This is a genomic window from Pseudomonas flavescens, from assembly GCF_013408425.1.
GTDB lineage: Bacteria > Pseudomonadota > Gammaproteobacteria > Pseudomonadales > Pseudomonadaceae > Aquipseudomonas > Aquipseudomonas fulva_A.
In genome coordinates, this window is sequence record NZ_JACBYV010000001.1 from 3,474,802 (window position 1) to 3,495,542 (window position 20,741).

The 20,741-nt window shown below is 65.0% G+C and carries 19 protein-coding genes; 15 read left to right on the forward strand and 4 right to left on the reverse strand.

All coding sequences use genetic code 11. The annotated features are described in order from the left end of the window. The first annotated feature begins 90 nt into the window (after positions 1–90). The 6 genes from acs to FHR27_RS15525 all read left to right on the forward strand — a co-directional run bounded on the left by acs (position 91) and on the right by FHR27_RS15525 (position 7,767). Positions 91–2,028, forward strand: coding sequence for an acetate--CoA ligase (acs, locus tag FHR27_RS15500; RefSeq protein WP_042556244.1), 1,938 nt, complete (start codon positions 91–93; stop codon positions 2,026–2,028). 132 nt (positions 2,029–2,160) lie between these two features. Beyond that, a complete protein-coding gene (locus tag FHR27_RS15505) occupies positions 2,161–3,036 on the forward strand; it encodes an oxygenase MpaB family protein (protein ID WP_179539001.1) in 876 nt (291 codons plus the stop codon). Positions 3,037–3,130: 94 nt separating this feature from the next. Then, complete coding sequence (locus FHR27_RS15510) at positions 3,131–4,147, forward strand: class I SAM-dependent rRNA methyltransferase (RefSeq protein WP_042556242.1); 1,017 nt, start codon at positions 3,131–3,133, stop codon at positions 4,145–4,147. A 77-nt stretch (positions 4,148–4,224) separates the two neighbouring features. Next, positions 4,225–7,167 carry a DUF748 domain-containing protein gene (locus FHR27_RS15515; RefSeq protein WP_179539002.1) on the forward strand — a complete coding sequence of 981 codons (2,943 nt, stop codon included), beginning with the start codon at positions 4,225–4,227 and terminating at the stop codon, positions 7,165–7,167. Positions 7,168–7,171: 4 nt separating this feature from the next. Continuing rightward, positions 7,172–7,462: a DUF2845 domain-containing protein gene (locus tag FHR27_RS15520; protein ID WP_042556240.1), complete on the forward strand. Its 291-nt coding sequence runs from the start codon at positions 7,172–7,174 to the stop codon at positions 7,460–7,462. Beyond that, positions 7,459–7,767 carry a DUF2845 domain-containing protein gene (locus FHR27_RS15525; protein ID WP_042556239.1) on the forward strand — a complete coding sequence of 103 codons (309 nt, stop codon included), beginning with the start codon at positions 7,459–7,461 and terminating at the stop codon, positions 7,765–7,767. Before FHR27_RS15520 ends, FHR27_RS15525 begins: the two co-directional genes overlap by 4 nt. Before the next feature lie 51 nt (positions 7,768–7,818). Here the strand turns inward: FHR27_RS15525 and FHR27_RS15530 are convergent, their stop codons facing one another. Next, a complete protein-coding gene (locus FHR27_RS15530) occupies positions 7,819–8,106 on the reverse strand; it encodes a PA4642 family protein (RefSeq protein ID WP_042556238.1) in 288 nt (95 codons plus the stop codon). 277 nt (positions 8,107–8,383) lie between these two features. Between FHR27_RS15530 and dauA the strand changes: the two genes are divergently transcribed. Then, positions 8,384–10,093 (forward strand): C4-dicarboxylic acid transporter DauA, encoded by a 1,710-nt coding sequence (gene dauA, locus FHR27_RS15535; RefSeq protein WP_179539003.1) that lies wholly within the window; start codon positions 8,384–8,386, stop codon positions 10,091–10,093. A gap of 52 nt (positions 10,094–10,145) precedes the next feature. On the opposite strand, the gene FHR27_RS15540 is transcribed toward dauA, so the two are convergent. After that, positions 10,146–10,703 carry a hypoxanthine-guanine phosphoribosyltransferase gene (locus FHR27_RS15540; protein ID WP_042556236.1) on the reverse strand — a complete coding sequence of 186 codons (558 nt, stop codon included), beginning with the start codon at positions 10,701–10,703 and terminating at the stop codon, positions 10,146–10,148. A gap of 283 nt (positions 10,704–10,986) precedes the next feature. Between FHR27_RS15540 and upp the strand changes: the two genes are divergently transcribed. Together upp and FHR27_RS15550 are read left to right on the forward strand one after the other, a co-directional pair. Further along, the gene (gene upp, locus FHR27_RS15545) at positions 10,987–11,625 is read left to right on the forward strand and encodes a uracil phosphoribosyltransferase (RefSeq protein WP_042556235.1); all 639 of its coding nucleotides are present in this window, start codon (positions 10,987–10,989) and stop codon (positions 11,623–11,625) included. A gap of 3 nt (positions 11,626–11,628) precedes the next feature. Continuing rightward, the gene (locus tag FHR27_RS15550) at positions 11,629–12,906 is read left to right on the forward strand and encodes a uracil-xanthine permease family protein (protein WP_042556234.1); all 1,278 of its coding nucleotides are present in this window, start codon (positions 11,629–11,631) and stop codon (positions 12,904–12,906) included. Positions 12,907–12,952: 46 nt separating this feature from the next. On the opposite strand, the gene hemH is transcribed toward FHR27_RS15550, so the two are convergent. Further along, a complete protein-coding gene (gene hemH / locus FHR27_RS15555; protein ID WP_042556233.1) occupies positions 12,953–13,984 on the reverse strand; it encodes a ferrochelatase in 1,032 nt (343 codons plus the stop codon). Positions 13,985–13,998: 14 nt separating this feature from the next. After that, on the reverse strand, positions 13,999–14,898 hold the full coding sequence (locus FHR27_RS15560) for a TIGR01777 family oxidoreductase (protein WP_179539004.1): 900 nt from the start codon (positions 14,896–14,898) through the stop codon (positions 13,999–14,001). Positions 14,899–15,167: 269 nt separating this feature from the next. Here FHR27_RS15560 and FHR27_RS15565 point away from each other — a divergent pair, with 269 nt between their 5' ends. From FHR27_RS15565 to FHR27_RS15590, 6 genes are all read left to right on the forward strand, one after another. After that, a complete protein-coding gene (locus FHR27_RS15565) occupies positions 15,168–16,160 on the forward strand; it encodes an NAD(P)/FAD-dependent oxidoreductase (RefSeq protein WP_042556231.1) in 993 nt (330 codons plus the stop codon). Beyond that, on the forward strand, positions 16,157–16,384 hold the full coding sequence (locus tag FHR27_RS15570) for a TIGR02450 family Trp-rich protein (RefSeq protein ID WP_042556230.1): 228 nt from the start codon (positions 16,157–16,159) through the stop codon (positions 16,382–16,384). Before FHR27_RS15565 ends, FHR27_RS15570 begins: the two co-directional genes overlap by 4 nt. Before the next feature lie 131 nt (positions 16,385–16,515). Then, complete coding sequence (locus FHR27_RS15575; RefSeq protein ID WP_179539005.1) at positions 16,516–17,484, forward strand: YbgA family protein; 969 nt, start codon at positions 16,516–16,518, stop codon at positions 17,482–17,484. After that, positions 17,481–18,425, forward strand: coding sequence for a MerR family transcriptional regulator (locus FHR27_RS15580; RefSeq protein WP_179539006.1), 945 nt, complete (start codon positions 17,481–17,483; stop codon positions 18,423–18,425). Before FHR27_RS15575 ends, FHR27_RS15580 begins: the two co-directional genes overlap by 4 nt. 11 nt (positions 18,426–18,436) lie before the next feature. Next, positions 18,437–19,885, forward strand: coding sequence for a deoxyribodipyrimidine photo-lyase (gene phrB / locus FHR27_RS15585; RefSeq protein ID WP_179540101.1), 1,449 nt, complete (start codon positions 18,437–18,439; stop codon positions 19,883–19,885). Beyond that, positions 19,882–20,649 (forward strand): SDR family NAD(P)-dependent oxidoreductase, encoded by a 768-nt coding sequence (locus tag FHR27_RS15590; protein WP_179539007.1) that lies wholly within the window; start codon positions 19,882–19,884, stop codon positions 20,647–20,649. Before phrB ends, FHR27_RS15590 begins: the two co-directional genes overlap by 4 nt. Positions 20,650–20,741 lie beyond the last annotated feature (92 nt).

Here is a 20,741-nt window from a genome sequence, read left to right on the forward strand (position 1 = left end):
TCACTCTCGGCCTCGTCGGGGTCGACCAGTAAAACTTGGCTGCTACCCTTAGTGTCTATTGCGGACATATAACAACAAGGGTACCCCGCCATGTTCACGATCAGCCGCCACCCTGTCAGCGACGAAACACGCCAGCGTGCTCACCTCGACGACGCCGCCTACCAGCGCCTCTACCGCCAATCGGTCGACGACCCGCAGACGTTCTGGGGCGAACAGGCCAAGGCCTTTCTCGACTGGTTCAAACCCTGGGATGAAGTCTCCAGCGGCAGCCTGAGCAAGGGCGACATTCGCTGGTTTTCCGGTGGCCAGCTGAACATCAGCCACAACTGCATCGACCGTCATCTGGCCAAACGTGGCGATCAGGTGGCGCTGATCTGGGAAGGCGACGACCCCAAGGATTCGGCCAGCATCACCTATCGGCAGTTACATGAGCAGGTCTGCCGGCTGGCCAACGTGCTCAAACAACGCGGCGTGAAGAAGGGCGACCGCGTGTGCATCTACATGCCGATGATCCCGGAGGCGGCCTACGCGATGCTCGCCTGCACCCGCATCGGCGCCGTGCACTCGGTGGTGTTCGGCGGCTTTTCGCCGGATGCCCTGCGTGACCGCATTCTCGATGCCGACTGCCGCACCGTGATCACCGCCGATGAGGCCGTGCGCGGTGGCAAGTTCATCCCCCTCAAGGGCAATGTCGACAAGGCCCTGAAAAACTGCCCCAACGTCTCCACCGTGCTGGTGGTCGAGCGCACCCACAACACGATCGAGTGGGACGAGAGCCGCGATCTCTGGTACCACGAGGCCGTACGACAGGTGGCCGCCGACTGCCCCGCCGAGCCCATGGACGCCGAAGACCCGCTGTTCATCCTCTACACCTCCGGCAGCACCGGCAAGCCCAAGGGCGTGCTGCACAGCACCGCTGGCTACCTGCTGCAGGCGGCGATGACCCACAAGTACGTGTTCGACTATCACGATGGCGATATCTACTGGTGCACCGCGGATGTCGGCTGGGTCACCGGGCACAGTTACATCGTCTACGGCCCGCTGGCCAACGGCGCCACCAGCCTGATCTTCGAAGGCGTGCCCAACTACCCCGATACCTCGCGCTTCTGGCAGGTGATCGACAAGCACAAGGTGAACATCTTCTACACCGCACCGACGGCACTGCGCGCACTGATGCGCGAAGGCGAAGCGCCGGTGAAGAAGACCTCACGCAGCAGCCTGCGCCTGCTCGGCAGCGTCGGCGAGCCGATCAACCCGGAAGCCTGGGAGTGGTACTTCAACGTGGTCGGCGAAAAGCGCTGCCCCATCGTCGACACCTGGTGGCAGACCGAGACCGGCGCCATCATGATCACCCCACTGCCCGGCGCCACCGACCTCAAGCCCGGCTCGGCGACCCGTCCGTTCTTCGGCGTGCAACCGGTGCTGCTGGACGAGCAAGGCAAGGAAATCGAGGGGCCCGGCGCGGGCGTACTGGCCATCAAGGCCAGTTGGCCAAGCCAGATCCGCAGCGTCTACGGCGATCACAAGCGCATGCTCGAGACCTACTTCACCGCCTACCCCGGTTACTACTTCAGTGGCGACGGTGCGCGCCGCGACGAGGACGGTTACTGGTGGATCACCGGGCGTATCGACGACGTGATCAACGTCTCCGGCCACCGTATCGGCACCGCCGAGGTGGAAAGCGCGCTGGTGCTGCACGACGCCGTGGCCGAAGCGGCTGTGGTCGGCTACCCCCATGACGTCAAGGGCCAGGGCATCTATGCCTTCGTCACCACCATGAACGGCATCGAGCCAAGCGACGAGCTGAAAAAGGAACTGCTCAGTCTGGTCGGCAAGGAAATCGGCAGTTTCGCCAAACCGGAGCTGATCCAGTGGGCACCGGGCCTGCCGAAGACCCGCTCAGGCAAGATCATGCGCCGCATCCTGCGCAAGATCGCCTGCAACGAACTGGACAGCCTGGGCGACACCTCGACCCTGGCCGACCCGGCCGTGGTCGACAGCCTGGTCGCCGAGCGGCTCAATTCCTGACGACGATTTCCCCGGGTATCGCCACACTCGACCGCAGGCTAAGGCCATCGCCTTGCAGCGTAGCGGTAACCGGGGCAACCGCGAACGGAACCATGACTTGTGGCGCGCAGCCCGGCGCTTTAGGCTCGCGCCATGGAAGTCATCCGCCGTCGTATAGAAAGCCAGGTACTCAGCCTCAGCGGCATCGCGCTGGGGCAGATCGATTTCGAGAACCCCAAGGGCGACCCCGGCCTGTTCGGCCCGGATTCGGTGTGTTGGCGCATCCACGGTGACTTCACCAGCATGCTCATTGGCGGGGTCAGCGCCCTGCTGCTGCAGGCCTTGCATCCACTGGCCCTGGCCGGCGTATGGGACCACTCCAATTTCCGCGAGGATCTGCTGGGTCGCCTGCGCCGCACCGGCCAGTTCGTTTCCGGCACCACCTTCGCCAGCCGCGACGACGCCGACTGGCTGATCGACAAGGTCAAACGCATTCATTTGCACGTGGTTGGCACCGCGCCGTACGGCCGCCCCTATGCCGCCAGTGACCCGCATCTGCTCACCTGGGTGCATGTGGCCGAGGTGTACAGCTTCCTGCAGGCGCACCTGCGCTACCTGAATCCACGCATGAGCGAAGCCGATCAGGATCGCTACTACGCAGAAATCGCCCTGGTCGCCGAGCGCCTGGGGGCCGCCGAGGTACCGCGCAACCGGGCGCAGATAGCGGCCTACCTCGAGCGCATGCGCGAGCAATTGCTGTGCGACGAGCGCTCCCGGGAAATCCTGCGCATCCTGCTGGCCGCACCAGCGCCCAGCAGGCTGGCAGCCCCCGTTGGCCAGTTGTTCCTGCAAGCCGGTATCGACCTGTTACCGGGCTGGGCGCAGAGCATGCTCGACCAGCGCATGACACCGTTGCGCAGCCGCCTGACCCGCAGCGGCGTGCACGCCATCGCACCGATCATCCGCTGGGCGGTACGCAGTGGTTCGCTGCACAAGTCACGGATACGCATGGGCCTGCCACCCTACTGAGCATCTGCTCGACGCAGCAGTACCGATGCGCAGCAGGCGTTGAACTGATTGCGAGGGTGGTAGACTGCGCGCCCCTTATCACGAGTCGCTGCACATGCCGTCTCTCGACCAGGCAGTGCGCAGCGCACTTGCCAATCGCCACGCCCTGATCGCCGAGCTGCACGCACAGCAGACCGATTGCTATCGCCTGTTCCACGGCAGCCAGGAAGGCGCCGGCGGCCTGACCGTCGACCGTTATGGCCAGCAGTTGATGGTGCAGAGCTTTCACCAGACGCTGACCCGCGACGACCTGCTGGCGCTGCACGAACAGGTCAATGAAACCCTCGGGCTGCACACGCTGCTGGTCTACAACGACCGTTCCGGCGGTAACTCCCGTGTCGATCGCAGCGACCCCGTCTACAGCGCCAGCGACGAAGCCCTGGCCGATCAGGTGGGTCGGGAATGGGGCCTCGATTACCGCGTGCGAGGCCGCCATGCGGGCCAGGATCCGCTGCTGTTCCTCGACCTGCGCAATGCCCGTGGCTGGATCCAGCGCCACAGCGCCGGGAAAAGCGTGCTCAACCTGTTCGCCTACACCTGCGGTGTCGGCCTCAATGCCGCGGCGGGCGGCGCACGGGAAGTGGTCAATCTCGACTTCGCCGAGGGCAACCTCGCGGTCGGTCGCGAAAATGGCGCGCTCAACCCGCAGTTGCCGGCCATGCAGTTCGTCCAGTCGGACTACTTCCCGGCGATCCGCCAGTGGGCCGGCTTGCCCATCGCCGCGCGCCGCGGCCAGAAGCTGCCGAGCTACCCACGCCTCGAGCAGCGCCCGTTCGATCTGGTGTTTCTCGACCCGCCAGCCTGGGCCAAGAGCGCCTTCGGCACGGTCGACCTGCTGCGCGATTACCAGAGCCTGCTGAAACCGGCGATTCTCGCCACTGCCGAGCATGGCAGCCTGGTGTGCTGCAACAACCTGGCGAAAGTGCCGATGGCCGATTGGCGCGAGCAGGTGCTGCGCTGCGCCAGCAAACTGGGGCGCCCGGTGCGCGAGCATGAGCAACTGCTACCCGCCGCGGACTTCCCCTCCACCGATGGCAACCCGCCGCTGAAAACCCTCGTCCTGCATTTTTGAGCCCGCGCGGCGTGCCGCGGAACCCAGGGCTCATGCCATAATCCAAGGCACTCTCGCCAGGAAGATGAAGCAAGACCATGCACAAAGGATTGCGACGCGCCGCCACCGCTCTGCTGATTGCCATTGGCCTGTACAGCCTGATCGGTTTCCTCATCCTGCCCGGCATTGCCCTGCGCATCGCCAATCAGCAGCTGGAACAGTATGCGACCGAGCCCGCACGGCTCGATCGGCTACAGCTCAATCCCTTTACCCTTGAGCTGGACCTCTGGGGGCTGCACCTGGGGGCGCCCGGCAAGGAACAGGTCGCTTTCGAGCACCTGGCCGTGAACCTGCAGCTGGACAGTCTGTGGAGCGGCGCCCTGCACCTGGCCGACGTCAAGCTGGTCAAGCCTCACACCGAAGTGCGTTTCGACAAGGACGGCACCCTCAACCTGGCGCAACTGTTCAAACTGCCGGCCAGCGAGAAACAGCCGGAAGAAGCCAGCGAGCCGTTTCCCCTGCGCATCGACCGCATCGAACTGCTGGGCGGCAATCTGCACTTCCAGGACCTGCGCCCGCAGGAGCCGATCGACATCCATTACGATGACCTCAATCTCGAGCTGCGCAACCTCAGCACCCTGCCCGATGACAACGCCGAGATGACCCTGGTGGCCACCGGCCCGGCTGGCGGCCGTATCGACTGGAGCGGCGAGCTGAGCCTGAGCCCGATCAGCTCCAGCGGTACCCTGAAGATCACCGACGAGCCGATGAAGGCGTTCTGGCCCTACGTGCGTGACGCCGTTCCGCTGGTACTGGAGAAAGGCGTCGTGAGCCTGTCCACCGACTACCGGTTGAACCTGCGTGACGGCACCGAGCTGCTGCTCAGCGACGCCCGCATCAAGGTGGCGCCATTCGCCATGCAGGCGCCGGACGGCAAGCCGCTGGTGAAACTGGACTCCCTCGAAGTCAGCGAAACCTCTCTGGACCTGGCCAAGCAGCAGGTGGTGATCGGCAAGGTACGCGGGCAGAAACTGGAAGCCTGGGCGGCCCGCGAGGCCGATGGCGAACTCGACTGGCAGAAACTCCTGGCCGGCAAACCGCAGCAAGCCGCCACGCCGGCGCCTGTGGCAGATGCACCGAAGCCAGAAGCCACTGCCACTGCTGGTGACGAGGCACAGCCAGCCGCCAAGCAGCCCGCCAAACCCTGGCAGGTGCAGGTCAAGGACGTGCAACTGCGCGACTACCACGCCCACCTCGTCGACCGCGTGCCGAACGAAGCAGTCGCCGTGGAGCTGGGCCCGCTCGATCTGGACATGCAGAACTTCGACAGCCTCGGCACCTCGCCCTTCGCGCTCAAGCTCGATACCGGGGTCGGCAAACAGGGCAAGCTGCAGGCCGAGGGCCAGGTGCAACTGAGCCCGACCACCGCCAATCTGAAGGTCGCCACCCGCAATATCGACCTGCGTGTGGCACAGGCCTACATCAGCCCCTTCGTGCACCTGGAACTGCGCAGCGGCCTGCTGAGCAGCGATCTTGGCGTCGAGCTCACGGCAACCGAACCTCTGGCTCTGCGTGTTCAGGGCACCGCCCAGATCACCCAGTTGCACACCCTCGACACCCTCAAGGGCCGCGACCTGCTGCGCTGGAAGCAACTGGACCTGGGCGGCGTCGACTATCGCCATGGCGAGCGCCTGGACATCGCACGGGTCGATCTGGAGCAGCCCTATGCACGCTTCATCATCAACGAAGACCTGACCACCAACGTCAATGACCTGATCATCAAGCAACCTGCCGGCAATGCCGCCCAGGCGCAGTCCTCGGCCGCCGCCGAGAAGCCGATGGCGATCCGTATCGGCGAGGTCAGCCTGAAGGACGGCTCGGCCAACTTCGCCGACTTCAGCCTCAGGCCCAATTTCGCCACCGCCGTGCAGCAGCTCAATGGCCGCATCGGCACCCTCGACAGCACCAGCAGCAAACCGGCGCCCGTGGATATCAGCGGCAAGGTCGACCGCTACGCCCCCGTCAGCATCAAAGGCAGCCTGACGCCTTTCGACCCGATGCAGAGCCTGGATATCGCCACCCAGTTCAAGCAGGTCGAACTGACCACCCTGACGCCCTACTCCGGCAAGTTCGCGGGCTACCGCATCCGCAAGGGCCGCCTGAATCTGGACCTGCACTACCGCATCAATGACGGCAAGCTGAATGCCGAGAACAAGGTGCTGGTCGAACAATTGCAGCTGGGCGAAAAGGTCGACAGCCCGGACGCCGTGGACCTGCCGATCCGCCTGGCGGTGGCCCTGCTCAAGGACACCCAGGGGCGGATTTCCATCGAATTGCCACTGCAGGGTGATCTCAACAACCCGCAGTTCAGCGTCATGCCGATCGTCTGGCAGACCCTGCGCAATCTGGTGCTGCGTACCGCCCAGGCGCCCTTCAAGTTCATCGGCGGGCTGGTCAGCGGTGGCGCCGAGATGGACCTGAGCACGGTGGTCTTCGCTGCCGGCAGCGACGAGCTGGACGGCCAGGCGAAGACGTCTCTCGACGTGCTCGCCACCGCCCTGCAGGAACGCCCGACCCTGCGCCTGGAGATCGAAGGCGCCAGCGCACAGAGCAGCGACGGCCCGCTGATGGCCGCCCAACGCCTGGAGCGCGAATATCAGGACTATCTGTATCGCATCATGCAGCGCCGTGGCGATCAGGTGCCGGCCAGCGCCGACCTGCTGGTCGTGCCCGAGGACGAGAAGGCTCCGCTGCTGGAAGGCATCTACCGCGCACGCCTGAAACAGCAGCCGCCTGCCGAGTGGGCCGAGCTCGACAGTGACGAGCGCACGGTGCGCCTGCGTGATGCCGTGCTCGAATCCTGGAGCGACAGCCGTGGCCTGCTGCGCCAGTTGGCTCAAGATCGCGCTGCGGCGATCAAGGCCTATCTGGTCGATAGCGGCAAGCTGGCGGCCGAGCGCGTCTACCTGCTCGACGTCAGCTTCGGCGAGGCTGCGAACGACGGCCGTGTGGCCACCCCCTTACACCTGGGCAGCGAGTGACGACATGAAACGACTGGGTCTGATGCTGGCGCTTTGCGCCGCCCCATTGCTGAGCCAGGCCGACACCCTGCGCTGCGGCAGCAAGCTGGTGAACCTCGGCGATCGCACCTTCGAGGTGATGCAGAAATGCGGCGAGCCGGCGTTCCGCGACCCTGTCGGCTACACCCTGGGCGGCTACGACAGGCGCGAAACGAATATCGAGGAATGGGCCTACGAGCCCAGCAACGGCATGTTCACCATCCTGACTTTCGAGGGCAACCGGCTGACGCGCATCGAGCGCAAACGCCAGCAATGACGACTATGAAGACACTGATCTCCTGCACCCTGCTGATGCTTCTGGCCGGCACCGCCAACGCGGCGACCTGGCGCTGCGGTAACGCGCTGGCGAGCACCGGCGACAGTACCGCCGAAGTCCAGTCCAAATGCGGCGAACCGAACAACCGCGCGTTCATCGGCTACAAGGACCAGACCGACAGCTACGGCTTCACCCATGAAGTGCAGATAGAGGAATGGAATTACGGCCCGCGCAACGGCATGAACTACTTTCTGCGTTTCGAGGGCAACCGTCTGAACAGGATCGACAGCAAACGCGGCGATTAGCCGCCAGTCGATCGGAACGGGTGGCGGCAGGACACCGTCACCCGCCAGCGATCAGCCGCGCGCGGCTTCGATCGCCTGGATGTAAGGTTCGGACTGACGCTGATCCCTGATCAGGGCGACGAAGTCGTTACCGTCGGCATCCTTGGCATCAAGGTCGTAGCCGGCTTCGACGAAGAACCCCACGAAACGCTCGAAATCGTGGTCACGCAGGCCACGGTAGGCCTTGACCAGCTTGTGCAGCGAGGGCGGCGTGGCATCAGCCGGTTCCACGGCGAGAAACAGCTTGATCTGCTCGTCGCTCACTTCGTCGCCAATCACCTGCTTCTTGTCTTTACGCATCGCTCACTCCAGCAAACCAGACCACACGGGGCGGGCAGTGTAACCCCGGCGCCGCACACGCTCAACGCAGGCGGTCCATCCCGTAGGGCGGTCGTGCGGATCGGTCACAGCCCCTAGCACCCGCCTGACGCGAGCGGTACGCGACCTAAGTCAACAACCACTCCTCCCGCCCGCTCCTATACTGGCGCATGATCAGGTTCCACTGACCGATCAGCACGACCGCGCCAAGGCCCGGCGGCTTGCGCTGAACCATCACCCGTTGCCAGGAAGTGCCACGATGCCCACCCTGTTCGCCGCTTGTCGCCAGAGCCTGCGCGGTTACTCTTGGGCCAGCCTGCGTGGCGATCTGAGCGCCGGCCTCACGGTGGGCATCATCGCCATCCCGCTGGCCATGGCCCTGGCGATCGCCGTCGGCGTGGCACCGCAACATGGCCTCTACACCGTGCTGGTGGCAGCGCCGCTGATCGCCCTTTGTGGTGGTTCGCGTTTCAACATTTCCGGCCCCACCGCAGCCTTCGTGGTGATTCTGCTGCCGATCACCGGGCAGTTCGGAATCGGCGGCCTGCTGCTGTGCACCATGCTGGCCGGGCTGATCCTGATCGCCCTGGGCTTGCTCAAGGCCGGCCGCCTGATCGAGTTCGTGCCCTATCCGGTCACCCTCGGCTTCACCGCCGGTATCGGCATCGTCATCGCCACGCTGCAGATCAAGGACTTGCTCGGCCTGCAACTGAGCAGACAGCCGAGCCACTACGTGGAGCAATTGCAGCTGCTGTTCCAGGCCCTGCCCGGCATCCACCTGGGCGACAGTCTGGTGGCGTTGGCCTGCCTGGGCGTGTTGCTGTTGTGGCCACGGCTGGTGCCGCGCATCCCCGGGCATCTGGTGGCACTGACGGTCGGTGCGCTGCTGGGCATGCTGCTGGAGCGAGGCAGTCTGCCGGTGGCGACTCTGGGCGAACGCTTCAGCTACGTCGTCGACGGCGTCAGCTACCCCGGCATTCCACCCTTTCTGCCAACCTTCGCCTGGCCCTGGCATCTGCCTGGCGCCGATGGTCAGCCTCTGGTTCTGTCCTTCGAGCTGATCCGCCAGTTGCTGGCCCCTGCGTTCGCCATCGCCATGCTCGGAGCCATCGAATCGCTGCTCTGCGCCGTGGTCGCCGATGGCATGACCGGCAGCAAGCACGACCCCAATGCCGAATTGCTCGGCCAGGGCATCGGCAACCTGGTCGCGCCACTGTTCGGCGGTATCACCGCAACCGCGGCCATCGCCCGCAGCGCCGCCAACGTGAGAGCCGGTGCCCGCTCGCCCCTGGCAGCCATCATTCACGCGGCCGTGGTATTGGCGGCGATCCTGTTTCTCGCTCCCCTGTTCAGCTACCTGCCGATGGCCGCGCTGGCCGCCCTGCTGCTGATGGTGGCCTGGAACATGAGCGAGGCCCATCATGTGGCTCATACCCTGCGCATCGCGCCACGCAGCGACGTGCTGGTGCTGCTGACCTGCCTGCTGCTCACGGTGCTGTTCGACATGGTGCTGGCGGTCGGCGTCGGCCTGTTGCTGGCCGCCGGGCTGTTCATCAAGCGCATGAGCGAACTGACCGACACGCGCAGCCTGCCACGGCACAGCCATCAGGCCCTGAGTGACCTGCCGGAGCATGTACAGGCCCTGGCCATTCGCGGCCCGCTGTTCTTCGGCGCAGCGGAGCGCACGCTGGGCGCCCTGCGCCGCCTCGATGCGCATATCCGGGTGGTGATTCTCGACGTCAGCGGCGTGCCGATGCTCGACATGACCGCCCTCGCGGCACTGCACAGCATCGTGCTGGAGTACCGCAAGCACGGCATCTCCCTGATCGTCAGCGGTGCCTCGCCGTCGCTGCGCCTGAAGCTGCGCCGTGCCGGCCTGCAGAATGCCCACGGCCGCCTGAGCTATGCCCGGGATCTGCCTCGCGCCCGGGCGATCTGCGAGAGCTGGCGATCAGGCGCCAGCGAATAAGCGGGGGCTTACAGGCCGTGTGACCGAGCGCAGTAGTTTTCACACAGCCTGTTTAGAGACCCTTCACCGCATAGATCCCCGGCGCATTGCGCCAATAGCCCTTGTAGTCCATGCCGTAACCGAAGATATAGCGGTCGACGCACGGCAGGCCCACGTAGTCTGCTTTGAGATCGGGGCGCGCCTTGCGGTCGTGATCCTTGTCGATCAACACGGCGGTGTGCACGTTGGCAGCGCCCGCGTGATGGCAGAAGTCGATGATCGCGCCCAGGGTGTGCCCTTCGTCGAGGATGTCGTCGATGATCAGCACATCGCGGTCGATGAACGAGACTTCCGGCTTGGCCTTCCAGAACAGCTCGCCGCCACTGGTCTGGTTGCGGTAGCGGCTGGCGTGCAGGTAGGACGCCTCCAGAGGGAAGTCGAGCTTGGTCAGCAGCTTGCCGGAGAAGATCAGCCCGCCATTCATCACGCAGAACACCACCGGGTTGCGGTCGGCCAGCTCGGCGTTGATGGCCACGGCGACACGGGCGATGGCGGCTTCCACCTCGGCTTCGCTGTACAGGCAGTCGGCTTCGGCCATTACCTGGCGGATGTGAGCGAGATCGGCGGGCATGTCATGTCCTCGTTGGCGGCGATGGTGGGCAGAACCCTGGCTCTGCGGGCATCGATCCGCACGGTTATGGATGGCTCCGGCGCAAGAGCTGATCACCGGGTCAGAAAAAAGGCGGCAACGTTACCCATCCGCCGGGTGAGGCGCAAGCATCCACGGATACGCTCGACCAGTGGCAGGGCCCTTGTTCGCCGATTGTAAAAAGTTCCACATCCGCAGCGCCCACAGCGCAGTGCAATGCTTTAATCTAGCGTGTTTTTTGCCCATTTTTGCCGGAGACCCCGCAATGCCAGTCCTCGAGATCCGCCATCCGCTGATTCGCCACAAGATCGGCCTCATGCGCCGCGCGGATATCAGTACCAAGAATTTCCGCGAACTGGCCCAGGAAGTGGGTGCCCTGCTCACTTACGAGGCGACCAAGGATCTGCCGCTGGAAAACTACGAGATCGCGGGCTGGGCAGGCCCCGTGCAGGTCGAGAAGATCTCCGGCAAGAAGATCACCGTGGTGCCGATCCTGCGTGCCGGTATCGGCATGCTCGACGGCGTGCTCAGCCTGATTCCGGGTGCCAAGGTCAGCGCCGTCGGCGTGGCGCGCAACGAGGAAACCCTGCAGGCGCACACCTACCTGGAGAAGCTGGTACCGGAAATCAACGAGCGTCTGGCGATGATCATCGATCCGATGCTGGCCACCGGCGCCTCGATGGTCGCCACCATCGACCTGCTGAAGAAGGCCGGCTGCAAGGAAATCCGCGCCATGGTGCTGGTCGCTGCGCCCGAGGGCATCAAGGCGGTCAACGAAGCCCACCCGGACGTGAAGATCTACACCGCCTCCATCGACCAGCGTCTCAACGAACATGGCTACATCATCCCCGGGCTGGGTGATGCCGGCGACAAGATCTTCGGCACCAAGCAGAAGGACGCCTGATCGATGCGCGACGAATTCAACGATCCGTTGTGGCGTCAGGTGCTGTCCGGTGCGCAGATGCTCTTCGTGGCTTTCGGCGCCCTGGTGCTGATGCCGCTGATCACCGGCCTCGATCCCAACGTGGCACTGTTCACCGCGGGCCTGGGCACCCTGCTGTTCCAGATCGTCACGGGCCGTCAGGTACCGGTGTTCCTGGCGTCGAGCTTTGCGTTCATCACCCCGATCATTCTCGCCAAGGGCCAGTTCGGCCTGGCGGAAACCATGGGCGGCGTGGTCGCGGCCGGCTTCGTCTACACCTTTCTCGGCCTGGCCGTGAAGATCAAGGGCACCGGTTTCATCGACCGCCTGCTGCCACCGGTGGTGATCGGCCCGGTGATCATTTCCATCGGCCTGGCCATGGCACCGATCGCCGCCAACATGGCGATGGGCAAAGCCGGTGACGGCAGCGTACTGCTGCCCTACAGCACGGCGATGTGGATTTCCATGCCGACCCTGCTGACCACCCTGATCGTCGCCGTCTTCGGGCGCGGCATCTTCCGTCTGGTGCCGATCATCTCCGGCATTCTGGTGGGCTTCGCCCTGTCGATCTACTTCGGCGCCCTCGACCTCAGCCATGTTGCCGACGCGCCCTGGCTGGCGGTGCCGGCCTTCACCGCACCGGCCTTCAACTGGCAGGCGATTCTGTTCATCGTACCGGTGGCCCTGGCTCCGGCCATCGAGCACATCGGCGGCGTGATCGCGGTGGGCAGCGTCACCGGCAAGAACTACCTGAAGAAGCCGGGCCTGCACCGCACTCTGTTCGGTGACGGCCTGGCCACGTCGGCAGCCGGTCTGTTCGGCGGCCCGCCCAATACCACCTACGCGGAAGTCACCGGCGCGGTGATGCTGACCAAGGCCTACAACCCGAAGATCATGACCTGGGCGGCGATCTTCGCCATCACCCTGGCCTTCATCGGCAAGTTCGGCGCCATCCTGCAGAGCATTCCGGTACCGGTGATGGGCGGCATCCTCTGCCTGCTGTTCGGCTCCATCGCCGCGGTAGGCATGAACACCCTGATCCGCCATAGCGTCGACCTCAGCGAGGCGCGCAACCTGGTGATCGTCTCGGTGACTCTGGTGTTCGGTATCGGTGGCGTGCTGATCGGCACCGGTGACGGCCCGGACGACTTCGGCCTGAAGGGCATCGCCCTGTGCGCCATCGTCGCCATCGCCCTGAATCTGATCCTGCCGGGCAACGATGGCTGGAAGAAGAAGAGCGCGGACGACGCGCCAGATATCTAAGCGCTGAGCACCATCGCGCCCGGCTCCAGCAGCCGGGCGCGTGGCCTTACACCATGCTTTGCGGGGCTCGCTCGCAAAGCCGCTTGAGTGCCGCCGCCCAGTCCGGGTGGTCGTTCAGGCAAGGCACCAGCTCCAGGCTCTCGCCCCCCGCTTCCACGAACTGCTCGCGGCCGCGATCACCAATCTCCTCCAGGGTCTCGATGCAGTCGGCAACGAAGGCCGGGCACATCACCAGCAGCTTCTTGACGCCTTGAGCGGCCAGCTCGTCGAGGCGCGCTTCGGTGTAGGGCTCGATCCACTTGTCCTTGCCGAGCCGCGACTGGAACGACACCGACCACTGCTCGGGCCGTAACCCCATGCGCGCAGCGAACGCCTCGGCGGTGCGCTGGCACTGGCTGCGGTAACAGCGCGCCAGCACCTCGTCGCTGACCCCCACGCTGTCAGGCCGACGCAGGTCGTGCTTCGGGTCGATGTGCTTCACCAGCTTGCGGATGTGACGTTCCGGCAAGCCGTGGAAGCTCAACAGCAGGTGATCGAAATCCTTCTGCAGATAAGGCCGGGCACTCTCGGCCAGGGCGTCGAGGTAGTCGGGATCGTCGAAGAATGGCTGCAGGATGGCGAAACGGATCGGCAACTTACGCTCGCGCACCACGCGCTTGGCCTCTTCGATCACGGTCGTGGTGGTGCTGTCGGCGAACTGCGGATACAGCGGCGCCAGGGTGACCTGCTCGATGCCCTGGCTGGCAAGGCGGGTCAGCACGGTTTCCAGCGAGGGCTCGCCATAGCGCATGGCCAGCTCGACCGGCCCATGGGTCCACTGGCTTTTCATCGCCTCCTGCAGACGCTTGCTGAGCACGATCAGCGGCGAACCATCCGGCCACCAGATCGATGCGTAGGCATGGGCCGACTGCGCCGGGCGGCGGATCAGAATCAGCGACACCAGCAACCGCCGCAGCGGCCACGGCAGATCGACCACATAAGGGTCCATCAGGAACTGGTTGAGATAACTCCTGACATCCGCGACGTCGGTTGAGGCCGGTGAGCCGAGGTTGACCAGTAGTAAGGCGTGATCGGTCATGCAATGTCATCCTGTTAATGAAGGCTCAGCAAATCCACCAGAGCCACGTCCAGATGAGTGAAACGAAATTCGAAGCCGGCCTCCTGCGCCCTGACCGGCAGGGCGTGCTGGCCACCCAGCAGAAGCAGCGACATCTCACCCAGGCCGGCGCGCAGCGCAAAGGCCGGTAGCGGCACGATGGCGTGCCGGTGCACGGCATGGCCGAGCTCGCTGGCGAATTCGCCGTTGCGTACCGGGTGCGGCGAGCAGGCATTATAGGGACCGCGCGCCTGCTCCTGCTGCAAGAGAAAATCAATCAGGGCGATTTGGTCGGCGATATGAATCCACGGCATCCATTGGCGGCCACCGCCGATACGGCCGCCCAGCCCGAAGCGAAATGGCGTGACCATGCGCTTGAGAATGCCACCCTGCTTCGCCAGCACCAGGCCGGTGCGCAGCAGGATCACGCGAATGCCCATGGCCTCGGCCTGCTGCGCGGTGTCTTCCCAGGCCACGCACAGCTGCGCGGCGAAATCGGCGCCCGACGGCGACTGCTCGTCGACGATGTGCTCGCCACTGTCGCCATACCAGCCAACAGCCGAGCCGGACAACAGCACGGCCGGTTTCTGCTCACGGCTCTGCAGCCAGGCCAGCAGGCGCTCGGTCAGTTGAATGCGGCTTTCCCACAGCAGTTGCTTGCGTGCCTTGCTCCACGGGCGGTCGGCGATCGGCGCGCCAGCCAGATTGACCACGGCATCCAGTGGCTCGTCGCCAATATCCTCGAGCCGTCCGACACCCCGTACGCGAGTACCGCAGAGCATGGCCACCTGCTCCGGGCGACGACTCCACACGGTCAGTCGATGCCCCTGTTCGATCCACTGGTGACAAAGCGCGCGGCCGATCAGACCAGTACCGCCGGTGATCAGGATATGCATGGCAGATTCCTCACTGTTTGTGCTCCGGAATTCGACGCTGCTGACAGAGGGCGAATCGCACCTCGGAACAGACCGTCGACAGAAACGGGGAAACTATTGCCGCCCGCGCCTATTCTGAAGAATAGATGCCCTGGCTGCGGATACTGGCCGACCGGACATAAGCTTATACATCAATTGTACATTGTATGAGCCATGTCCAAGGCGTAGCCTTGGGGCCCAGCGGCCTGTCGACATGCAGTTGCGACAGCCCGACAGCACGTGAGGTAGACATGACCAGCACAGCCCCCATCGCCATCATAGGTACTGGCATCGCCGGCCTGTCCGCGGCAGAGGCCCTGCATGCCGCCGGATACCCGGTGCAATTGTTCGACAAGAGTCGCGGCAGCGGCGGCCGCATGGCCAGCAAGCGCAGCGACGCTGGCGCCCTGGACCTGGGCGCTCAGTACTTCACCGCCCGAGACCGTCGCTTCGCCGCTGCCGTTCAGCAGTGGCAGGCCCGCGGCTGGGTCGAGGAATGGACTCCCAGCCTCTACCAGTACGCCAACGGTTCGCTCAGCCCGTCGGCAGACGAGCAGATACGCTGGGTCGGCAAACCGCGCATGAGCGCCATCACCCGCGCCATGCTCGGCGCCCTGCCGGTGAAGTTCTCCTGCCGCATCACCGAGGTGTTTCGCGGCGAACAACATTGGCATCTGCTCGATGCGGATGGCGAAAGCCACGGGCCGTTCAGCCACGTCGTCATCGCCACCCCGGCGCCCCAGGCCAGTGCCCTGTTGGCAGCCGCACCCAAGCTCGCCGGAACGGTGGCGGGAGTCAGCATGGAGCCGACCTGGGCGGTGGCGCTGGCCTTCGAAGAACCGCTGAAGACGCCTCTGGAAGGCTGCTTCGTGCAGGATGAGGTACTCGACTGGACGGCACGCAATCGCAGCAAACCGGGCCGCGATACCACCCTGGACACCTGGGTGCTGCACGCCAGCAGCAGTTGGAGCCGCCAACATCTGGATCTGTCCAAGGAGCAGGTGATCGAGCGCCTGCATGGCGCCTTCGCGGAAATGATCGGCTGCGCCGTACCGGCCCCGGTGTTCAGCCTGGCCCATCGCTGGCTGTACGCCCGGCCGGCGGCGGCCCATCAACTGGGTGCCCTGGCCGATGCCGATCTGGGCCTCTACGCCTGCGGCGACTGGTGCCTGTCCGGCCGGGTCGAAGGCGCCTGGCTCAGCGGCCAGGAAGTGGCCCGCAAACTGATCGCGCACAATCAATGAACACCGCCAGGCATCGCCTCACCCCGCGCAAGCTGCTGCTGTCCAAGTGGACGGCAGCCACGCCACAGAACCGCGAAAAGCACTTTCTGGTCACCGAACTGTTCTGCGACGAAGAAGGCACGGTGCTGGAAGTCGAGCTGCAGGCCGTGCTCAGCAAGCGTGCCCAGCGCATCGACTGGCGCGTTCTTCAGGATGCCGACAACTGGAAGATGGGCTGGCGTTGAAACGCCGCCCGTTGGTCCTGTATCGGGTTGAGGCTGTACACAGCATTTGACTTGTACAAGATCGCGCTTAAGATGAAATGAAACTTGTACAAAAATAAATCCTTGTACAAGCACATTCTCGAAGGTGCGCCATGCCCGTCAGCCCGCTCCACCGCGAAAAACCCAAGCTTGGCGTCAGTGCCTGCCTGCTCGGTGCCGAAGTACGCTACAACGGCGGCCACAAGGCCTCCAGGCTGTGCCTGGATCGGTTGCGCGACTATTTCGAGTTCGTCCCCTTCTGCCCCGAAGTCGCCATCGGCCTGGGTACGCCGCGCGAGCCGATCCGCCTGGTCGGCGACCCGGCATCACCCCGCGCCGTGGGCACCGTGCACCCCGACAAGGATCACACCGAGGCGCTGACCGCCTATGGCGAGCAGGTGGCCGCCGAGCTGCCGCCGATCTGCGGCTACATCGTCATGCAGCAGTCGCCGTCCTGTGGCCTGGAGCGGGTCAAGGTGTATCAGGACAACGGTCACCCCAGCGAGCCGAAAGGTCGTGGCCTGTACACCGCCGTGCTGTGCGAGCGCCACCCGAACCTGCCCATCGAGGAAGATGGCCGGCTCAACGACCCGGTGCTGCGCGAGAACTTCCTGACCCGGGTATTCACCTACGCGCAGTGGCAGGCGCTTTGCCAGTCCGGCCTGAGCCGCGGCAAGCTGATCGAGTTCCATGCCCGCCACAAGTACCTGCTGATGGCCACCGATCCACTGCGCTACAAACGCCTCGGCCGCCTGCTCGGCGACCTGTCCGGGCAGGATCTGCCCAGCCTGGCCGAGCACTACATCGGCGAGCTGATGATCGCACTGAAACGCTGCGCGACACGCGGTACGCACGCCAACGTGCTGCAACACCTGAGCGGCTACCTGAAGGGCTCCCTGAGCGCCGGAGAAAAACAGGAAATGCAGCAGCTGATCGGTCAGTACCGGCAGGGCATCGTGCCGCTGGTGGTACCGCTGACACTGCTCAAGCACCACTTCCGGCAACACCCCGACAGCTACATCGCCCAGCAGGTGTACCTGCAGCCGCACCCGGAAAACCTCAGCCTGCGGAACGCCCTATGAACCAGCAGACCTCTGCCGAGCCAGGTGCCGAGACGTATCGCGACGCCATCGCCGACGGCTACCTGCCGATCCGCGACGTCGCCAGCCTGACCGGCGTGAATCCGGTCACCCTGCGCGCCTGGGAGCGCCGTTACGGGTTGATCGTCCCGCACCGCACCGCCAAGGGTCACCGCCTGTACTCCCCGGAGCAGGTGCAGACCATCCGGGCCGTACTCGGCTGGCTCAATCGCGGCGTATCGGTCGGCCAGGTCAAGGGCCTGTTGCGAGCGGATCAGCCGCTGCCCGCCGACCAGGCGTCGCAATGGCAGGAAAAACGTGAACAGCTGTGCCACGCCATCCACCTGCTCGACGAGCGTCAGCTGGACGAACGCTTCAACGCCGAACTGTCGCTCTATCCGCCACAGATTCTCTGCCAGCACCTGCTCCTGCCGCTGCTGATAACCCTCGAAGAACGCTGGCCGCAGCGCCCCGGCGCGAAGACCGAACGGCTGTTCCTGCACAGCTGGTTGCGCAGCAAGCTCGGCGCACGGGTCTACCACGACAACCGTCAGCACAGTGGCAAGCCGCTGCTGCTGATCAATCTCTGCCAGGTGCCGATGTCGCCGCAGCTGTGGCTGTGCGCCTGGCTGATCGGCACCGCCGGCTGCCCGGTCGACGCCTTCGACGGGCCGATTCCGCCCAGCGAGCTGCCCTTGGCCATCGCCCGCCTGCAACCCCGCGCCCTGCTGCTGTTCTGCGAGGCGGACGCCAACCCCGACGCCGAGTCATCACTGCATCACTGGCTCGGCGACCACGGCATTCCCTGCCTGCTGATCGGGGTGCAAGACCCGGCGCGTGGTGAGCGACTGATCGCCAGTGCGCCATCGGGCGCAGACATTACCTTCATGGCCGATCCGCTGGCAGCGCTGCAGACGCTCGCCGATCGCCATCTGCTCGAATAGGACGACTCATGTTGCAACTGATGTGGTTTCGAACCGACCTGCGCGTCACCGACAACAGCGCGCTGGCCGCAGCCATGCAGGCTGGGCCTACGGTCGCGGTGTTCCTGCTCAGCCCGGCTCAGTGGCGCCAGCACGACGATGCACCGAGCAAGGTGGATTTCTGGCTGCGCAACCTGGCCGAACTGAGGTTGGAACTGCAGCGCCTCAACGTGCCGCTGCTGATTCGCGAGGCGGATCGATGGAGCGCCGCGCCAGAGGCACTCGGTAAACTGGCGCAGGAACTGGAAGCCTCAGCCGTGCACGCCAACGAGGAATACGGCGTCAACGAGGCCCGCCGTGACCGGGATGTCGCCGCCGCGCTGGATGAGCTGGGCGTCCACTTCCACAGCCACCTCGACCGCCTGCTGTTCAAGCCCGGCAGCGTACTGACTCGCACGGGCACCTACTTCAAGGTCTACAGCCAGTTCCGTGGCGTCTGTTACCAGCGCCTGCACAGTGCGCTGCCGCCCCTGGTGGCATTGCCGAAAGCCCAGACGAAGCTGAACATCGACGCCGACCAGGTGCCGGACAGCGTTGCCGGCTTCGAAACGCCAAGCCAGGCGCTGCGCGATACCTGGCCGGCCGGCGAGCAGGTCGCTCGTGAACGCCTGCAGCGCTTCGCCGATGAATGGATCGAGGACTATCACGACAACCGCGACTTTCCCGCGCGCCCCGGTACCAGCCAACTGTCCGCCTACCTGGCGGCGGGCGTGGTCTCGCCGCGTCAGTGCCTGCACACGGCGTTGAACAACAACCAGGGCGAGTTCGAAAGCGGCAATCAGGGTGCCGTCACCTGGGTCAACGAGCTGATCTGGCGGGAGTTCTACCACCACATTCTGGTCGGCTACCCACGGGTCTCCATGCACCGTGCCTTCCGCCCGGAGACCGAAGCCCTGCCCTGGCGTGACGCCGGCAAGGATCTGCAGGCCTGGCAGGAAGGCCGCACCGGCATCCCGATCATCGACGCGGCGATCCGCCAGTTGCTGGAAACCGGCTGGATGCACAACCGCCTGCGTATGGTGGTGGCGATGTTCCTGACCAAGAACCTGCTGATCGACTGGCGCGAGGGCGAACGCTTCTTCATGCGCCACCTGATCGACGGCGACCTCGCCGCCAACAACGGCGGCTGGCAGTGGAGTGCCTCGACCGGCACCGACTCGGTGCCCTACTTCCGCATCTTCAATCCGGTGAGCCAGTCCCAGCGTTTCGACCCGGATGGCCGTTTCATCCGCCATTGGCTGCCGGAACTGGCCAAACTCAGCGACAAGGCGATTCACGACCCGCACGCCGGTAGCAAGGGGCAGAAAGGCCTGTTCGGCAGCGGCCCGGACTACCCGTTGCCCATCGTCGACCTGCGCGCCAGTCGCCAGCGCGCTCTGGACGCGTTCAAGAACCTGCCCTCGGCCAGCGAGCTCGCATGAGCGCCTTCAGCAAACGGATCTGGCTCACCGGTGCCAGCAGTGGCATCGGTCATGCCCTGGCAGAACGCTTGCTGCGTGATGGTCATCGCCTGGCCCTGAGTGCACGCCGTGAAGAACCGCTGCGGGCCCTGGCGGCACGCTTTCCTGACCAGGTACTGGTGTTGCCCGGCGACCTCAATGAAACCGCCGAGGTCAACGCCATTGCCGCCCACCTCACCGAACAGTGGGGCGCACTGGACTGCGCGATTCTCAACGCCGGCACCTGCGAGTACATCGATGCCAGCAACTTCGAAGCAGACACGGTGGAGCGGGTAATGCGCACCAACCTGTTCTCGGCCAGCCACTGCATCGTCGCGGCACTACCGTTGCTGCGCCAGGCCGAGTCGGCGCACCTGGTCGGCGTGGCCAGCGCGGTCACCTACGTGCCGCTGCCTGGCGCCGGTGCCTTCGGTGCATCCAAGGCGGCGTTGCGTTATCTGCTCGAGTCCCTGCGCGTGGACCTCGCCCAGGAAGGCATCGCCGTCACCGTGGTCAGCCCCGGCTTCGTCGATACGCCGCTGACCGAGAACAACGATTTTCCCATGCCCATGCGCTGGTCCGTGGGCAAAGCCGCCAATCACATCGCCGACAGACTCGACGCTCGCCCGTTGGAAATCGCCTTCCCCGGCCCGTTCATCGCTGCACTGGGCCTGCTCGGCCGGCTGCCCGCCCGGTTGCAACTGGCACTCGGCAAATGGCTGGCCCGCAAGGACCGCGACACGTAATGAAACCACCGGGGCGGTTGCAGCGCAGCCCGCCACGAAGGCACCATCGCCGTTCTTGCACAGCCGTCGCTGCCATCAGCGGCTGATTTATC

What these genes read in the sequence shown, in the direction of transcription:
- acs (WP_042556244.1), top strand. Translation starts at nt 91, where the DNA reads ATGTTCACGATCAGCCGCCACCCTGTCAGCGACGAAACACGCCAGCGT.
- FHR27_RS15505 (WP_179539001.1), top strand. Translation starts at nt 2,161, where the DNA reads ATGGAAGTCATCCGCCGTCGTATAGAAAGCCAGGTACTCAGCCTCAGC.
- FHR27_RS15510 (WP_042556242.1), top strand. Translation starts at nt 3,131, where the DNA reads ATGCCGTCTCTCGACCAGGCAGTGCGCAGCGCACTTGCCAATCGCCAC.
- FHR27_RS15515 (WP_179539002.1), top strand. Translation starts at nt 4,225, where the DNA reads ATGCACAAAGGATTGCGACGCGCCGCCACCGCTCTGCTGATTGCCATT.
- FHR27_RS15520 (WP_042556240.1), top strand. Translation starts at nt 7,172, where the DNA reads ATGAAACGACTGGGTCTGATGCTGGCGCTTTGCGCCGCCCCATTGCTG.
- FHR27_RS15525 (WP_042556239.1), top strand. Translation starts at nt 7,459, where the DNA reads ATGACGACTATGAAGACACTGATCTCCTGCACCCTGCTGATGCTTCTG.
- FHR27_RS15530 (WP_042556238.1), bottom strand. Translation starts at nt 8,106, where the DNA reads ATGCGTAAAGACAAGAAGCAGGTGATTGGCGACGAAGTGAGCGACGAG.
- dauA (WP_179539003.1), top strand. Translation starts at nt 8,384, where the DNA reads ATGCCCACCCTGTTCGCCGCTTGTCGCCAGAGCCTGCGCGGTTACTCT.
- FHR27_RS15540 (WP_042556236.1), bottom strand. Translation starts at nt 10,703, where the DNA reads ATGCCCGCCGATCTCGCTCACATCCGCCAGGTAATGGCCGAAGCCGAC.
- upp (WP_042556235.1), top strand. Translation starts at nt 10,987, where the DNA reads ATGCCAGTCCTCGAGATCCGCCATCCGCTGATTCGCCACAAGATCGGC.
- FHR27_RS15550 (WP_042556234.1), top strand. Translation starts at nt 11,629, where the DNA reads ATGCGCGACGAATTCAACGATCCGTTGTGGCGTCAGGTGCTGTCCGGT.
- hemH (WP_042556233.1), bottom strand. Translation starts at nt 13,984, where the DNA reads ATGACCGATCACGCCTTACTACTGGTCAACCTCGGCTCACCGGCCTCA.
- FHR27_RS15560 (WP_179539004.1), bottom strand. Translation starts at nt 14,898, where the DNA reads ATGCATATCCTGATCACCGGCGGTACTGGTCTGATCGGCCGCGCGCTT.
- FHR27_RS15565 (WP_042556231.1), top strand. Translation starts at nt 15,168, where the DNA reads ATGACCAGCACAGCCCCCATCGCCATCATAGGTACTGGCATCGCCGGC.
- FHR27_RS15570 (WP_042556230.1), top strand. Translation starts at nt 16,157, where the DNA reads ATGAACACCGCCAGGCATCGCCTCACCCCGCGCAAGCTGCTGCTGTCC.
- FHR27_RS15575 (WP_179539005.1), top strand. Translation starts at nt 16,516, where the DNA reads ATGCCCGTCAGCCCGCTCCACCGCGAAAAACCCAAGCTTGGCGTCAGT.
- FHR27_RS15580 (WP_179539006.1), top strand. Translation starts at nt 17,481, where the DNA reads ATGAACCAGCAGACCTCTGCCGAGCCAGGTGCCGAGACGTATCGCGAC.
- FHR27_RS15590 (WP_179539007.1), top strand. Translation starts at nt 19,882, where the DNA reads ATGAGCGCCTTCAGCAAACGGATCTGGCTCACCGGTGCCAGCAGTGGC.